At 68.9% G+C, this 14,978-nt stretch carries 13 protein-coding genes; 8 read left to right on the forward strand and 5 right to left on the reverse strand.

Translation table 11 applies throughout. The features are described 5' to 3' along the window. The first annotated feature begins 152 nt into the window (after positions 1 to 152). From dnaK to AB4Y91_RS00335, 5 genes are all read left to right on the forward strand, one after another. Positions 153 to 2,012 carry a molecular chaperone DnaK gene (dnaK, locus tag AB4Y91_RS00315; RefSeq protein WP_175322345.1) on the forward strand — a complete coding sequence of 620 codons (1,860 nt, stop codon included), beginning with the start codon at positions 153 to 155 and terminating at the stop codon, positions 2,010 to 2,012. Between the two features lie 2 nt (positions 2,013 to 2,014). Continuing rightward, entirely contained in the window at positions 2,015 to 2,665 is a 651-nt protein-coding gene (locus AB4Y91_RS00320; protein WP_441416604.1) for a nucleotide exchange factor GrpE, read from the forward strand. Between the two features lie 94 nt (positions 2,666 to 2,759). Next, on the forward strand, positions 2,760 to 3,743 hold the full coding sequence (locus AB4Y91_RS00325) for a DnaJ C-terminal domain-containing protein (RefSeq protein WP_441416605.1): 984 nt from the start codon (positions 2,760 to 2,762) through the stop codon (positions 3,741 to 3,743). A 10-nt stretch (positions 3,744 to 3,753) separates the two neighbouring features. After that, the gene (locus AB4Y91_RS00330) at positions 3,754 to 4,176 is read left to right on the forward strand and encodes a heat shock protein transcriptional repressor HspR (RefSeq protein WP_441416606.1); all 423 of its coding nucleotides are present in this window, start codon (positions 3,754 to 3,756) and stop codon (positions 4,174 to 4,176) included. A gap of 258 nt (positions 4,177 to 4,434) precedes the next feature. Continuing rightward, entirely contained in the window at positions 4,435 to 4,833 is a 399-nt protein-coding gene (locus AB4Y91_RS00335; RefSeq protein ID WP_441416607.1) for a hypothetical protein, read from the forward strand. Between the two features lie 16 nt (positions 4,834 to 4,849). On the opposite strand, the gene AB4Y91_RS00340 is transcribed toward AB4Y91_RS00335, so the two are convergent. After that, complete coding sequence (locus AB4Y91_RS00340) at positions 4,850 to 6,475, reverse strand: FG-GAP-like repeat-containing protein (protein ID WP_441416608.1); 1,626 nt, start codon at positions 6,473 to 6,475, stop codon at positions 4,850 to 4,852. 109 nt (positions 6,476 to 6,584) lie between these two features. Then, on the reverse strand, positions 6,585 to 10,043 hold the full coding sequence (locus AB4Y91_RS00345) for a DEAD/DEAH box helicase (protein WP_441416609.1): 3,459 nt from the start codon (positions 10,041 to 10,043) through the stop codon (positions 6,585 to 6,587). Positions 10,044 to 10,206: 163 nt separating this feature from the next. Between AB4Y91_RS00345 and AB4Y91_RS00350 the strand changes: the two genes are divergently transcribed. Continuing rightward, entirely contained in the window at positions 10,207 to 11,106 is a 900-nt protein-coding gene (locus tag AB4Y91_RS00350; protein WP_441416610.1) for a DMP19 family protein, read from the forward strand. Here the strand turns inward: AB4Y91_RS00350 and AB4Y91_RS00355 are convergent. Continuing rightward, complete coding sequence (locus tag AB4Y91_RS00355) at positions 11,103 to 11,669, reverse strand: COG4315 family predicted lipoprotein (RefSeq protein WP_441416611.1); 567 nt, start codon at positions 11,667 to 11,669, stop codon at positions 11,103 to 11,105. The two genes, AB4Y91_RS00350 and AB4Y91_RS00355, sit on opposite strands and share 4 nt — an antisense overlap. 153 nt (positions 11,670 to 11,822) lie before the next feature. On the opposite strand from AB4Y91_RS00355, the gene AB4Y91_RS00360 reads away from it, so the two are divergent. Then, entirely contained in the window at positions 11,823 to 12,323 is a 501-nt protein-coding gene (locus AB4Y91_RS00360; RefSeq protein WP_441416612.1) for a sigma-70 family RNA polymerase sigma factor, read from the forward strand. Then, entirely contained in the window at positions 12,320 to 12,994 is a 675-nt protein-coding gene (locus AB4Y91_RS00365; protein WP_441416613.1) for an anti-sigma factor family protein, read from the forward strand. Before AB4Y91_RS00360 ends, AB4Y91_RS00365 begins: the two co-directional genes overlap by 4 nt. Positions 12,995 to 13,002: 8 nt before the next feature. Here the strand turns inward: AB4Y91_RS00365 and AB4Y91_RS00370 are convergent, their stop codons facing one another. Then, the gene (locus AB4Y91_RS00370) at positions 13,003 to 13,821 is read right to left on the reverse strand and encodes a DUF1206 domain-containing protein (RefSeq protein WP_441417822.1); all 819 of its coding nucleotides are present in this window, start codon (positions 13,819 to 13,821) and stop codon (positions 13,003 to 13,005) included. A gap of 152 nt (positions 13,822 to 13,973) precedes the next feature. Beyond that, entirely contained in the window at positions 13,974 to 14,897 is a 924-nt protein-coding gene (gene trmB, locus AB4Y91_RS00375) for a tRNA (guanosine(46)-N7)-methyltransferase TrmB (protein ID WP_441416614.1), read from the reverse strand. Between the last annotated feature and the right edge of the window lie 81 nt (positions 14,898 to 14,978).

Raw genomic sequence — 14,978 nt, forward strand, 5'->3', positions numbered from 1 at the left:
CATCCCGGGCTGGGTAAAGTTGAGTGCAGAGCGCTCAATAAGTGGGCGCTCCTCGTTTTCGACGGGCTCGATCGCCGGGTATGGCCCGGCCGCCGGGCACCCGCCCGATTGCCGGGGGCCAGCAAGTTTCCAAGGAAAGAAGGAAGCAACACATGTCACGTGCAGTAGGTATTGACCTCGGAACCACTAACTCCGTCGTCTCCGTTCTCGAAGGTGGCGAGCCCACCGTCATTGCCAACGCCGAGGGTGGCCGCACCACGCCGTCGGTTGTTGCATTCTCCAAGTCCGGCGAAGTCCTGGTCGGCGAGATCGCCAAGCGCCAGGCCGTCAACAACATCGACCGCACCATCGCCTCGGTCAAGCGCCACATGGGCACCGACTGGAACGTCGCGATCGATGACAAGAAGTACACCGCCCAGGAAATTTCCGCGCGCATCCTGATGAAGCTCAAGAACGACGCCGAGTCCTACCTCGGTGAAAAGGTCACGGACGCCGTGATCACCGTTCCTGCATACTTCAACGACGCCGAGCGCCAGGCCACCAAGGAAGCCGGCGAGATCGCTGGCCTCAAGGTCCTGCGCATCGTCAACGAGCCCACTGCGGCTGCCTTGGCCTACGGCCTGGATAAGGGCAAGGAAGACGAGCTCATCCTCGTCTTCGACCTCGGCGGCGGAACCTTCGACGTGTCCCTCCTCGAAGTCGGCAAGGACGAAGACGACTTCTCCACCATCCAGGTGCGCGCCACCGCCGGTGACAACCGCCTCGGCGGCGACGACTGGGACCAGCGCGTCGTGGATTACCTGCTGAACCAGCTCAAGGTCAAGGGCATCGACCTCTCCAAGGACAAGATCGCCCTGCAGCGCCTGCGTGAAGCTGCCGAGCAGGCCAAGAAGGAACTCTCCTCCTCCTCGAGCACCAACGTCTCGCTCCAGTACCTCTCCGTCACCCCCGACGGCCCGGTCCACCTGGACGAGCAGCTGACCCGCGCGAAGTTCCAGGACCTCACCAAGGACCTGCTGGAGCGCACGAAGAAGCCCTTCCACGACGTCATCAAGGAAGCCGGCATCAAGCTCTCCGACATCGACCACATCGTGCTGGTCGGCGGCTCCACCCGTATGCCCGCCGTCTCCGAGCTGGTCAAGGAACTCGCCGGCGGCAAGGAGCCGAACAAGGGCGTCAACCCGGACGAGGTCGTCGCCGTCGGCGCCGCACTGCAGGCCGGTGTGCTGAAGGGTGAGCGCAAGGACGTGCTGCTGATCGACGTCACCCCGCTGTCCCTGGGCATCGAGACCAAGGGCGGTGTCATGACGCACCTGATCGAGCGCAACACGGCCATCCCCACCAAGCGCAGCGAAACCTTCACCACGGCGGACGACAACCAGCCGTCCGTGGCCATCCAGGTCTTCCAGGGCGAGCGTGAGTTCACCCGCGACAACAAGCCGCTGGGCACCTTCGAACTGACCGGCATCGCACCCGCCCCGCGCGGCGTGCCGCAGGTCGAGGTCACCTTCGACATCGATGCGAACGGCATTGTGCACGTCTCCGCGAAGGACAAGGGCACCGGCAAGGAACAGTCGATGACCATCACGGGCGGCTCCAGCCTCTCCAAGGAAGACATCGACCGCATGGTCCGCGACGCCGAGGAGCACGCAGCAGAGGACAAGGCCCGCCGCGAGGCGACCGACACCCGCAACACTGCCGAGCAGCTCGCGTACTCCGTGGACAAGCTGATCGCCGACAACGCCGACAAGCTGCCGGAAGAGGTCAAGACCGAGGTCCAGGCCGACGTCGACGCCCTCAAGGCAGCGCTCGAAGGCACCGACGACGCCGCCGTCAAGACCGCGTTTGAGAAGCTGCAGGCTTCCCAGACCAAGCTCGGCGAGGCCATCTACGCCCAGCCCGGTTCCCCCGACGGTGCCGCTGGCGCCCAGGGTGCTCCGGCCGGCGAGCAGGCGGCTTCCGACGAGGACATCGTTGATGCCGAGATCGTTGACGAAGACGAGAAGAAGTAATCATGCCGCACCACGGTAACGAAGAAGAGCACGGCGACGAGAGCCGTGATGACAGCCAGAAGCCGGTGATCCACGACAACCGCAAGGTTGATCCGAAGACCGGCCAGGCACGCCATCCCGACCAGGAGCGCGCCGCCGCAGGGGAGCCCGATTCCGGGGACGCACTGTCCCAGGCCGAGGACATCCTCAATAGCGTCGAGGTTCCGGCAGCGGAGTCCGTGGCGCAGGACGCAGGTGCCGGGGAGGCGGAGGAACTGAAGAACGACCTCCGCCGCCTGCAGGCCGAGTACGTCAACTACCGCAAGCGCGTTGAACGTGACCGCGCCGTGGCAGGGGAGATGGCCGTCATCGGCGTCCTCAACGCCCTGCTTCCGGTGCTGGACGACGTCGACGCCGCCCGGCAGCACGGCGACCTGGCGGACGGACCGTTCGCCGCGATCGCCGCGAAGCTGGAGAACGCGCTGAAGACGTACGGCCTGGTGCGCATCGATGAGACCGGCGTGGAGTTCGATCCCACGATCCACGAGGCCCTCATCCAGCAGCCCGGCCCGGATGTCGAGACCGACACCGTCAGCCAGGTCCTGCGCTCGGGCTACAAGTCCGGCGACCGGGTGCTCCGCGCGGCCCAGGTCATCGTGGCCGTCCCTGCCTAGCAGCACGTCATCGAGATGACAGTTCGCGCCGGTGTTTCCCGCAAACATTGGCGTGAACTGTCATCTCGGCACACACTTTTGAAAGGAAACGCCATTGGCTAGCCAAGACTGGGTGGACAAGGACTTCTACAAGATCCTTGGTGTCGCCAAGGACGCTTCCGACGCCGACATCAAGAAGGCCTACCGGAAGCTCGCGCGGCAGCATCACCCGGACACCAACGCCGGGGATACTGCATCGGAGAAGAAGTTCAAAGACATCTCCGAGGCCTACTCGGTGCTTTCCGACGCCGACGAGCGCCAGCAGTACGACGCCATCCGGGCCATGGGCGGCGGCGCCCGCTTCGCCCCCGGCGGCGCCGGCGGGGCGGCCGGCGGTGCCGGCTTCGAGGACCTTTTCGGCGGACTGTTCACCGGCGGCGGCGGACGCCACTCCGGCGGCTACAGCACCGCCGGCGGCATCCCGCCCGAGTTCGCCGACCTGTTTGGCGGCGGCGGCTTCGGCGGCGGTGGCCAGTCCTTCCAGCGCGCACCCCAGAAGGGTGCTGACCGGACCGCGTCCACCAGCATCTCCTTCGCCGGGTCCATCCGCGGCACCACCATCGGGCTGCGCGAACCGGACGGCGAAGTCATCGACGTGCGCATCCCGGCCGGCATCAAGGACGGCCAGAAGGTCCGCGTCCGCGGCAAGGGCCAGTACGGTCCGGCCGGCAACGGCGACCTCATGGTCACCGTCACGGTGAAACCGCACGACTTCTACACCCGCGACGGCGACAACCTGCGCATCCATGTCCCGGTCACCTTCGCCGAGGCCGCCCTGGGCGCCGACATCGAGGTTCCGACCATCGACGGGGACAAGGTCAGGGTCCGCGTTCCCGCCGGCACCCCGTCAGGGCGCACGCTCCGCGTCAAGGGACGCGGCGTCAAGCACACCAAGGCCACCGGTGACCTGCTGGTGACCATCGACGTCGCCGTGCCGAAGAAGCTGAGCAAGGACGCCGAGGAAGCCGTGAAGGCTTTCGCCGCGGCCACCTCCGGCGAGGACGTCCGCGCCGGCCTGGCAGCCAAGGCCCGGCTGTAGGAGTCCTGCCATGGACATCGAGTTCGACCAGCCGATCTTCGTCATCTCCGTCGCCGCGGAACTGGCGGACATGCACCCGCAGACGCTGCGCCAGTACGACCGGCTCGGCATCGTCTCGCCCAGCCGCGCCCCCGGCAAGTCCCGGCGGTACTCGCAGCGCGACGTGAACATGCTCCGCGAGGTGCAGCGGCTCTCCCAGGAGGGCGTCTCACTCGAGGGCATCAAGCGGATCCTGCAACTGGAAAACCAGGTTGCGGCGCTGCAGCGCCGGGTCACCGAGCTGACCGAGGAACTGGGCCGGCGCCGGCAGCCGCTGGACTCCCGCATTTTCGCCGCGGGGGCAGCCGGCGACGTCGTCACATTGGCCCGCGGACAGCGGCCCCGCGCCCGTTCGCAGGCCCTGGTGGTATGGCGGCCGCATGAGACGCCCTGACCGCCTCCAAGTAGTCGGCCCGGGCGAACTGAGTACTCGGTCGCAAATTCGGGTGGCCTAATCCGCATAGTCGGGTACCGCCAGGCAGTGACTTCCCGCCTGCGCGGCCGGTTGAATGGTCTTGGCAGCCGGGTGGCCGCCGAGTGGACAGCCGATATGACTCGGCTCCAGTGCAAAATGTCGGGGGGCACAGCACATGCTTCAGTCAACTATTCCGGACGCAGCAGCGCCGGCGTCCGCAACGATCGCGGGCCGGCCATGAACAGCGGACTGTACGCCGTCGCACTCTTCGGACATTCCCTGCCGGGCCTGCTCCTGCTCACCCTTGGCCAATCCGTTGTGGTGGTCTGCGTCTGTTTCGATATGGTCCGGGCAGTCTCGGTGCCGCGCTCCAGGCGGCGCTACGTAGCCAACACCGTGTTCCGGACGCTGGCGCTTCCGTCCATCCTCTGCATGTCCCTCGTTGTGCTGGTCCATGCCGCGTCCGGCGCCTGGGAACAGGTGGCCGCCGGGGTCTTCGTCCTGGTTGCGGTGATCTTCCGCTGGCACCACGACACGGACGAGGACAGCTGGTGGACGGGCAAGGGCAAGGCCCTGGGACGCTGGCTCCGCAAGAGCCTGCCGGCGCCGCGGGCTGTGGCATCCGCCGCCGTGTGATCCCCGGGGCGCCGGCTCAAAAAATCGCGTTGAGGGTGTTCCAGCCGCCTCCGACCCGCACCCGCACCAGCCACGTGCCGCCACTGCTTCGCGGGTAAAGCCAGAGGCTTCCGGCGCTATCGCGGGCCAGGATGTCCGGTGTGCGGTCACCGTTGAGATCCCCGGGACTCATCAGGGCGGTCATGCCGTTCCAGCCGCCGCCGAGCAGCACCCGGGGGAGCCAGCCGCCCGTGCCGCTGCCGCGGTACAGCCACAGCCGGCCGGTGGCAGTCTCCCGCGCCACGACATCCGCGGCGCCGTCGCCGTCGAAATCGCCCGGGGCCACCAGCGCATTAAAGATGTTCCAGCCGCCCCCGACCCGCACCCGCGGGAGCCAGCCGCCGGCGCCGTTGCCCGGGTAGAGCCAGAGGAAGCCGGTCGCTGCCTCGCGGGCCAGCACGTCGACGCGCTGGTCGCCGTTGAAATCGCCCGGGCCGAGGATGCCATTCATGATCTGCCAGCCATTGCCGGCCAGGATACGGCTGAGCCATCCGCCGGTGCCGTTGCCGCGGTACAGCCACAACTTGCCGGTCGCGGCCTCCCGTGCCAGGACGTCCAGGGGGCCGTCGCCGTTGAAGTCCCCGGGAGTCTCGAGGGCGTTGTACGCGGCCCAGCCGGCCCCAATCCGGATGCCCGGAAACAGCCCGCCGCGCCCCGTCCCCGGGTACAGCCGCAGCTCGCCGGTGGCGGCGACCCGGGCCAGGACATCGTTGTTCCAGTTGCCGTTGAAATCCGCGGTCGCCCCCGAGAGCGCGGAGGCCGGCACGGGCAGCGCGGTAAACGCGTAGGGGGCGCAGGTGAGGTCGTAGTCGCGGACGTCGTCGTACCACTGTGACAGGAAGACCCGGCCGCCGGAGAAGCTGGCCTGCCGGCACCGGTCCAGGGCTTCGGACGGGTAGTCGAGGCGCCCGGCGGTGGCCCAGACCGGCACCCCCGGCAACCTCCACGAGCCGGTGATGTCCTGCCAGCCGGAGGCGAAGGAGTAGAGGCCGTAGGAGTATCCCGCGTCCCGGAGGCCCCGCATCAGGCCTTCCACCACGTACCGGTTCTCGCGCCGTTGCACCGCGGTGGCGGCGGGCCAGGGCTGGGCCGGCCGCGGCTCCACATCGATCCAGACGACGGGTGGCCGGAAGCTCACCCGCTGGAGGCTGGCGAGGGCGTAGCGGGCTTCGGCGTAACCGACGTTGGAGAGCTCTCCGGCCCGGGTACTGGCGGACCACGGCCCCTGCGCGCGGTAGGTGGCAAGCTGGGCGGCGGTGGGGAAAGCCGCCATGGTGTAGGCGTGGGCGCGCTTGTTATTGGTGCCGACCCAGGCCACCTGGCTGGCCAGGCACGGGTTCTCGGTGAAGGGCAGTCCCCGGGTCAGGCCCAGCACCACGAACTGGGTAGTCGCCGGAGGCAACGGCAGGCCCAGGCCGCCGACCGCCGTCGGGCATTGCGGCCAGGAGATGTCATGTCCGTACAGGGCGGCCGCCTGCGCCGGCGGAGCGGTGGCCGGCAGCAGGCCCAAAACCAGCGCCAAGGCTGCCACCACCGACGCCAGCGCCGATGCGGGCCGCCGCGGGTGCGCCGCGGTGCCAATGAACCTCATACGCGCGGCCATGGCCACCCGCTCCTTCGCCCAGGCTCTTCCCGATACGCACCATTGGACACCCGGATCGACGCCCTCCGCTAGGGCTGGACGCCCCTGCGCGGACGGGCCGGTCCGGGCGTCAGTCGGTGAACAGCCCGGCCAGATCCTCCGCCGTCAGTGCGCCGCCGGAGAGGGCGTCGCCTTCCATCACGTCGGCGAACAGCTGGGACTTCTTGGCCTTGAGCGCCATGACTTTTTCCTCGATGGTGTCCTTCGCCACAAGCCGGTAGACCATCACGTTGCGGGCCTGCCCGATCCGGTGCGTCCGGTCCACGGCCTGCGCTTCGGAGGCCGGGTTCCACCAGGGATCCAGCAGGAACACATAATCCGCCTCGGTCAGGTTCAGGCCGAAGCCGCCTGCCTTGAGGCTGATCAGGAACACCGGTGCGGCGCCGTTCTTGAACTCGTTGACGACGTCGGTGCGGTTGCGGGTGCTGCCGTCGAGGTAGCAGAACTCGATATTTTCCTCGATGAGCCGTTCGCGGACCTTGCCGAGGAAGCCGGTGAACTGGCTGAAGATCAGCGCGCGGTGGCCCTCGGCCACGAGGTCCTCCAACTGCTCGAACAACACGTCCAGCTTGCTGGAGCGCACCCCCGAGAGCGAGGGGTCGATCAGGGACGGGTCCAGGCTGAGCTGCCGCAGCAGGGTCAGCGACTGGAAGATCGTGAAACGGTTCTTGTTGACGTCCTCGATCAGGCCCAGGATCTTCTGCCGCTCGCGCTGCAGATGCGTCTGGTAGACCTTCTGGTGCCGCGGGTTCAGCACGACCTCGAGGACCTGCTCCTGCTTGGGCGGCAGGTCGTGGATGACCTGTTCCTTGGTGCGGCGCATCATCAGCGGCCGGACCCGGCGCCTGAGCTTCTCCAGCTGTGCCCGGTCCCCGTTCTTCTCCACGGGCTTCTGGTAGTACTCGGCGAAGCGCTTGGGGCTGGAAAAGAGTCCCGGCGCCACGATCGAGGTCAGCGCCCAGAACTCCATCAGGTTGTTCTCCAGCGGTGTGCCGGTGATCGCCAGCTTGAAGGCGGCCGGGAGCTTCCGGGCGCACTGGTAGGCCTTGGATTGGTGGTTCTTTACGAACTGCGCCTCGTCGAGCACCAGCCCCGCCCACTGCCGGGAGGCGTAGGCCTCGTAGTCGATCCGGAACAGCGCGTAGGAGGTGATCACAATGTCGGCCCCGGCCATTGCCTCGGCCGGCACCGAGCCGCTTTTCGCGAAGGTCTCGCTGATGGCCCGCACCGTCAGGCCCGGCGCGAACCGCGCGGTTTCAGCCTGCCAGTTGCCGACCACACTGGTGGGCGCGACCACCAGGAAGGGCGCCCCGCCGGGTGCGCCGCCGGGCGGGCTGACGACGACGTCGGCCGCGGCCCCGGGGGCGACAGTGGCGGCGACGGCGGACGCGGCGGTCTCGGCGGCGGCGACCTTGGCGGCGCAGATCAGCGCCAGCGCCTGGACGGTCTTGCCCAGGCCCATGTCATCCGCCAGGACGCCGCCGAGCCCGTGGCGGTAGAGGAAGCTGAGCCAGTTGAAGCCCTCGAGCTGGTACGGGCGCAGCTCGGCGTCCAGGGTGTCGGGCAGCGGCAGGCCCTTGACGCCGCCCTCGAGCAGCCCGCCGACGGCCTCGCGCCACGCGGCGGCCTGTTCGTCGACGATGCCCAGCTGTGCCAGCTCGTCCCAGAGCCCGGCCTGGAACCGGCTGATCTGCAGCGGCGCGTCCTTGTTGTCCTGCAGTTCCCGCGCCTCTTCGATCAGGGCGCGCAGCTGGTGCAGCTCGGGCAGGTCCAGGGAGAAGTACGCGCCGCTGGGCAGCAGCATCTTGGTTTGGCCCGACGCCAGGGCGGAGAAAACGGCGGCGAAGGACACCGGCTGGCCCTCGAGCGAAATCTGGATGCCCAGGTCGAACCAGTCCCGCTGGTCGGTGGCCTTGGTGGAGATCGACACCACCGGGGCTTCCTCGGCCTCGCGGTAGTCGGCAATCTCGCCGGCCGTGTCCACGGAAACTTCCGGAAGCTCGCGCAGCTTAGGGAGGACCTCCTCGGTGAAGGCGAGGGTGTCCAGGCCGCTGAGCTCCGCGGACGCCGCCAGCCGCGGAGTGCCCCAGCCTCCGGTAGCGGATTCGCCGAGCTTCGGCACAATGTCCCACGGCTGGCCCACGGTTTCCAGGATGCGGGCCTCGGCGGTGTCGTCGCGGTAGCCGTGGTCGCCGGGGTGCCGCCACAGCGGCTGGGCCGTGACCAGGGTTCCGGCCTTGTAGTGCCACTCCCAGTGCAGCCGGACCCGGTGGTCCGCGCCGTAGTTGGCCAGCAGGGACAGGGTGGGGACGGCCAGGGCGGGCAGCTCGACGGATTCGTCGGAGGCGGTCACCCGGGCGGTCTGCTTGAGCTTGGGATAGAAGCCGGTGAGGAAGCGCCCCTCGTCCCGGGACGGAATATGTAGCGTGGTGCCGGCGGTGACGAAGGTCAGGAGTTCCTCGCTGAGTCCGGCCTCCAGGGGTGCGAGGGTGATCGCGGAGTCGCCCGGGGCGACGCCGGGCAGCGCGTCGGCGCCGGAGGTCAGGAAGATGCCGTGGGCCGGGCGGCCGATGGTCCCGACCGATGCCGGATCCACCACCGCGCCCTCGACGGTGATCGTCGGTGCGAGCGCCAGCCCGCCGCCGTCGGCCTCCTCGGCGCCGAGCCGGGTCAGGTTGAGTCCGACGGCGGCTGGCTCGTCGGCCAGCCGTACGGGTTCGTCGCCCCGGCCGTGGACCAGGGCGAGGCCGATCTTCCGGGCCTCGGCCAGCAGGCTCCAGAGGTTCTTGCCGGCGTAAGTGTTCAGTCCCAGCCAGGGCGCGGTGCCGGCGTGCTGTCGGTTGGCCAGGGCCGTGTGCGAGGCGAGGAATTCCTGCATCCACTCCACGTGGGCTTCGTTGCATTCGCGCCGGTAGTTCAGGTAGCTCAGGGTGTTCCAGGAGACGTCGCCCCGGATCCACTTGCCCTTGGCCCCCATGATGACGGGCCGGGCCTTGAGCTGGCGGACGCTGCGCAGCGGGTCCCGGCGGCCCGTGTAGGAGAAGTGCGGGGCCGGTTCCTCGATCTCGAACTGCAGTGCCAGCGGCACGCCGTTGGTCGACTGGGTGATCCCAGGCCGGGCGATTAGCGGGCTCAGGGCCTGCTCCCAGTCCGGCAGGTCCAGCGCCGAGGGCTGGCGCGACAGCCGGGAGGATTCCGCGGGCGCGAGCAGCTGGACGCGGGTCGCCGGGTTGTCCTCGGCGGCAAACAGCAGGGCCGCCACGTGCTTGCAGTCCTTGCGCACCGGGCAGCTGCAGACACCGACGGTGCAGCTCCAGCCGCCGCCCTTGCGGACCAGCTTCGCCGTCGTCGAATACGGCACGTCCGCGCCGCCGCGGACCTTGCCCAGCATCAGCCCGGTGGCGGCGTCGAAGGAAATCCCGGAAACCCGGCTCCCCATGGCGTAAGCAAGTCCGGCCGCGAGGGAGCGGTCGTTGATTGCGGGGGTCTGTATTGCCAGTGCCGCACTCTCGTCCGGATGGGATGGCATGTGCGCACTACTTCCAGCAGTTGGTCATCTGATCCATCTTAGCCAGCCTGGCGGTGCCCGGAAACTTCGCCTGACGTTCACCTCGCGCTCGGGCGCCCCGGAACCGGGCGGGCCTACCGTGGAAGGGACCGGAGCAGCACACCCCACCACCGTGAGGATCCCCATGAGCACCAGCCCGACCCAGAGCCCGACCGCCACCAGCCATGCCCCGGTGCTGACCAGGGAGAGCCTCAACGGCGGCAACGTGGACATCGTGGACAACAACGTCGACGTCGTCAACGCCATGTACGCGGAACTGCTGGATGCCGAGGAAATCGCGGCCAACGCCTTGCGCAGCTATTACGTGGACTTCTATCTGACGCAGTCGCTCGGCGGCGGCTTCGCCCAGTACGTCTTCACCGTGCCGGAGCGCGAGGAGATCGACGAGTACGTCCGCGAAGGGCTGGCCGGCATGGGCGCCGCCGCGCACCTGGACCTGTTCAACCGCAGCGTGGCAGCCTATGACTCGCTCTCGGAGGAGGAAGCGGAGGCCTATCTCGACGGCGACGCCGAGCTGGGTGGTGAAGACGGCGGTGCGGCGGCGGTACCCGAGGCGGTCCAGCTCCTGGAGCAGCTCGACGACGAATTCGAGCCGCTGCTGGAAACCGAGGACATTGTCGCGCTCAATGCCGCCTGGCTCCGCGGCCAGCCGGACCTGCTGGTCCTGGACGAGGACGAACTCGACCGGCACATCCACGAACGGGTGTCCCGGATCCCGAACCTGTCGGAGCGTCAGGCAGCGGCGACCGAGGAGGAACTCAGCAGCGCGCCGGAGTTTGAGCTGATCATCCGGGAGCTCTGCGAGGTGGCCGGACACAGCTTGCTCAAGATCACCATGGGCGACCCGAACCATGACCACAACGGCGAACGCGTCCTGGCCTGGCACTTCACCACGGACCAGGGCGAGTTCCTCATGCTGGAGGACGACGAGGAGGCGTACATGATCCACCCGGAGACCCGGGAGATCGTGGCCGCCGTCGAGTTCGAGGACGAGTCCGACGACGGCCTCGCGTCCGGGGCCTAGTAGCCGCCGCCAGCGGCGGAAGTGATCATTTCACCGGCAGGGTTGACGAGGTACCAAACGTTCCCGACGCCCTGGCCGGTGGTGTCACCGGGCGCCCGGTCCTTGGCGTAGTAGTACAAGGGCATCCCGTTAATGGTCAGTTGCTTCTTGCCGTCCGGCGTGGGGATGGTGCCCACCTTGCCGGTGACGCCTTCCGCCGCCGGTGCGTCGGAGCCGGCAAGCACCGGCGGCCAGGCGGCGATGCAGGAACCGGTGCAGGCACTCGTGCCGGAGTCCTTGGTGTCCTTGGCGAAGAGGTAGACGCTCATGCCCTTGGCGTCCACGACCACCTGCCCGGCGCTGGTCGCGGCAGTCTTAAGCTCAGCGGCCGACGCCGGGGCGCTGGACCCGGAGGTGCCGGTCGCCGAAGTTGCCGGCGCCGGGGAGGCAGCCGCTGTGGTGGCGGAGGCCGCCGTTGTGCCGGCAGCCGGCGCCGGCGTCGTGGTCCCGCTGCCCCCAGCGCAGCCGGAAACGACGACGGCAAGAGCGAGGGCAGACAGGGTGGCGCCGAAGTGCTTTGTCATTGTTGGCTCCTAGGCTAGGTGCCGGCCATCTCGCTGTCCGGCTAGCTGTTACGACGGCGGCGGGTGAAGAATGGTTCAAGGGTGTTCCGTTGAACTTTCGGGCCGGCGTGTACGTCCTAGTGGGGCAGAGGGACCAAGCCCGGGAGGTGCCGCATGCCGCTGGATGAAGACGTGGTGGCCGCGATCTATCGCGAGCACGGAACGGCGCTGCGGCGGTTCGTCCTGGGCGCGTGCCACGACCCGCAGCTGGCGGACGACGTCGTGCAGGAAACGGTGCTGCGCGTCTGGCAGCAGGCGCCGCAGATCACCGGCAGCCTGCGCAGCTATCTATTCCGGACCGCCCGCAACATCATGATCGACAACTACCGCAAGGCCCAGCGCCGGCCGCGGGAGGCCGCCGAGCGTGAGGTCGCCGACCCTGCGGGCGCCGCGGAACGCGTCGATGAGCTGCTCAACCGGGTCCTGATGGAGGAGGCGTTGCTGCGCCTCAGTGCCGAGCACCGGGACGTCCTGGTCGCCCTCCACTACCGCCGCTTCACCGTCCAGGAAGCCGCCGCGCACCTGAACATTCCAGCCGGTACGGTGAAGTCCCGGGCCTTTTACGCGGTGCGGGCCCTGCGGACGATCCTCGACGAAATGGGGGTGCAGCAGTGAACGGAACCGAACTCCACCAGCTGCTTGGCGCGTATCTGCTCGGCGGCCTGGAACCCGGTGAGGCTGCGGCTTTCGAACGGCATCTGGCCGATTGCCGGGACTGCCGCACGGCCCTCGACGAACTCGCCAGCCTCCCGGCGCTGCTCGACGCCGTCCCCGTGCCCGACGCCGTCGCGCTCACCACACTCACGCGGCCCGCCCCGGCCGCCGAGGCTGCTCCGGTGTCCGTCCCTCGGGGGCTGCTGGCCGCGCTCGCGGCCCGCCGGCGGAAGGCGCGACGGCTGTGGTCGGCGGCGCTGGCGGCGGTTGCCGCGGCCTGTCTGGCGGTAGGTTTCCTGGCCGGGCCGCTGCTGGCACAGCAGCCCCAGCCGGACGCCAGTTATTCCGTGGCGGCCGGCAACGGGCCGCAGTTCACCGTCGGCCTCGTGAAGAAAACGTGGGGCACCGAGTTGGCAGTCGATGGCAGGAGCATGCCAGTGGACGGCACCCTCTCGCTCTGGGTGAAGGGCCGCGACGGCGGCGAGGACCGGGCGTGCGCCTGGACGGCCACCCCCAGCGGCAAGGTGCGCATCACCGGGGCCACGCCGCTGCAGCTGGCCAGCATCGCCAGCATCGAGATGCGTAACGGCCAGCAGCAGACCGTCGCGGTCATCACCGTGCCGCCGCGGTAGGGAAGCCCCTACATCCGGGCGAGCCGGGCCCGGACGGCCAGGAAGATGCCGTAGCAGATCAGGCCCGCGCCGACGGCGGCGAGCATGTACATCCCGAGCGGCTGCTCGCGCAGGGCCTTCAGCCCGCCGTCGAGCCCGGTTGATTCCGCCGGGTTAGCCTTCACGGTGGCGATGACTATCAGCAGCCCGGTCAACAGCAGGGCCACACCCTTGGCGGCATAGCCGGCGACACCGGCGACGGTCACCGCGGTGCGGGTGTGCTCGTTGGCGGGCAGGCGCAGGTACTTGAGGAACGATTTCCGGAAGCCACGGATGGCGTAGACGACGCCGGTGACCGCGATGGCAGCGCCGATGACGATCAGCAGCAGCACGCCGGCCGGGGCCTTCATGAGCTGGACCGTGAGGTCGCTGGTGGAGCGGCGGTGGTCTGCGTGGGCCCCGAGGGCCACGGACGCCAGCGTGAGCCCGAACCCGGCATAGACCACGGCCTGGAGGGCGGCCTTGAGCTTCTTGCCGACCTTGTCCTTGGTGGGCAGGCGGTTGAAGTCGAACACCGCGTCGCTGGTCTGCCAGATGGCCAGGGCGACGCAGGCCGCGAAGGCGCTCCACAGCAGCGCCGGTCCAGCCGGCTGCTTGGCGAGTTCCTCAACGGCGCCGCTGACATCAGCCTGCCCCTGCCCGCCCATCGCGAGCCGGATCGCGACGAGCCCGATCAGGAAGTGCAGGACGCCGGAAACGGCGAACCCTGCCCGTGCCGCGTACTCGAGTGGCTTGGAGTTGGTGACGTCCTCGGCGACTTCCGCGGCGTCCTTAAGTTCTTTTTTGATGATCGGTCCTTCGCGTCTTCTGGCTCGGCCGGCGCCTTCGTGCCGCCGCTAGCCATGCATCTTCGGTAATCGTGCCACGGGAACCTGCTGCGCAACAGCACTTGTGCCACGCCGGCCGCTGTCCCGGCACCGGGACCGGGCGGGTGCGTGTGTCAGCGGCGCCGGTAGCAGAGGTCGAAGATCAGCCGGCCCGCTTCGTGGGCTTTGTTCTCGAAGCTCGTCAGGATCCGGCCCTCGAACCGAGGCGCCCAGCCGCCGGTCTCGTCGACGCCTTCGTTGGGCCCGGTGTGTTCGGTGCTGACCGGCGCGCGGCCCTCCTTGACCGGGGCCCCGCCCACAACGGACTCCACCCCGGACTCCCAGACCTGCGTGAGCGGGCTGTCAGCGCCGCTGCGCTCGCCCTCGTGCAGGTTCTCGAAGTCGGCGGAGCCGGCCAGGACCTCGCGTACGTGCACGGCGTAGTTGGACCAGTCGGTCGCGATCCGCCAGATACCGCCGGGCTTGAGCGCCCGGGCCGCGAGCTCGGCGAAGGCCGGCTGGATAAGGCGCCGCTTGTGGTGCCGCGACTTGTGCCAGGGGTCGGGAAAGAAGACCCAGAGCTCGGTGACCGAGCCCGCCGGGAGCATGGTGGCAAGCACCTCGGGGGCGTTGGCCTCCACCACCCGGACGTTGCTCAGCCCGCGGCTGTTGATCTTGATGAGGGTGTTGGCCAGGCCCGGGGTGTAGACCTCCACGGCCAGGAAGTCCTTGTCCGGGTTCTCCTCGGCCGCGTGGCAGACGGCGTCGCCCAGCCCCGAGCCGATCTCGACAATCAAGGGAGCCGTCCGGCCGAACTCGGCCTCGGCGTCGAACACGTAAGCGGGGTGCACGGACGTGTTGGCGATGTGCCGGGGGACCTCCACCGCCCACCGGTCCGAGTGCTCTTCCCACGCGGCCTGGCGGCGTCCCTGTAGGCGGGTGCCGCGGCGTACGAAGCTGACCGGCCGGCCGCCGTAGGTGCCGAACGATGCCTGGCTGCCGGGAGTAACCGGGCGGGGAGGCTGCGGCGTCTGGGGGGATTCTGGGGATTCGCTCATCACTCCCAGAATAGTGGAGTTCGCGCAGGCCCGACGGACCGGGGAACCACCATACGGCCACGCGGAGGACGGTCCGGGCGT

Origin of the sequence: Arthrobacter sp. YAF16 (assembly GCF_052113385.1) — a bacterium.
Taxonomy (GTDB): Bacteria; Actinomycetota; Actinomycetes; order Actinomycetales; family Micrococcaceae; genus Arthrobacter.

Bases quoted from the DNA above. Each gene is read 5' to 3' on its own strand.
- dnaK (WP_175322345.1), top strand. From the start codon at position 153: ATGTCACGTGCAGTAGGTATTGACCTCGGAACCACTAACTCCGTCGTC.
- AB4Y91_RS00320 (WP_441416604.1), top strand. From the start codon at position 2,015: ATGCCGCACCACGGTAACGAAGAAGAGCACGGCGACGAGAGCCGTGAT.
- AB4Y91_RS00330 (WP_441416606.1), top strand. From the start codon at position 3,754: ATGGACATCGAGTTCGACCAGCCGATCTTCGTCATCTCCGTCGCCGCG.
- AB4Y91_RS00335 (WP_441416607.1), top strand. From the start codon at position 4,435: ATGAACAGCGGACTGTACGCCGTCGCACTCTTCGGACATTCCCTGCCG.
- AB4Y91_RS00340 (WP_441416608.1), bottom strand. From the start codon at position 6,475: ATGGCCGCGCGTATGAGGTTCATTGGCACCGCGGCGCACCCGCGGCGG.
- AB4Y91_RS00345 (WP_441416609.1), bottom strand. From the start codon at position 10,043: ATGCCATCCCATCCGGACGAGAGTGCGGCACTGGCAATACAGACCCCC.
- AB4Y91_RS00350 (WP_441416610.1), top strand. From the start codon at position 10,207: ATGAGCACCAGCCCGACCCAGAGCCCGACCGCCACCAGCCATGCCCCG.
- AB4Y91_RS00355 (WP_441416611.1), bottom strand. From the start codon at position 11,669: ATGACAAAGCACTTCGGCGCCACCCTGTCTGCCCTCGCTCTTGCCGTC.
- AB4Y91_RS00360 (WP_441416612.1), top strand. From the start codon at position 11,823: ATGCCGCTGGATGAAGACGTGGTGGCCGCGATCTATCGCGAGCACGGA.
- trmB (WP_441416614.1), bottom strand. From the start codon at position 14,897: ATGAGCGAATCCCCAGAATCCCCCCAGACGCCGCAGCCTCCCCGCCCG.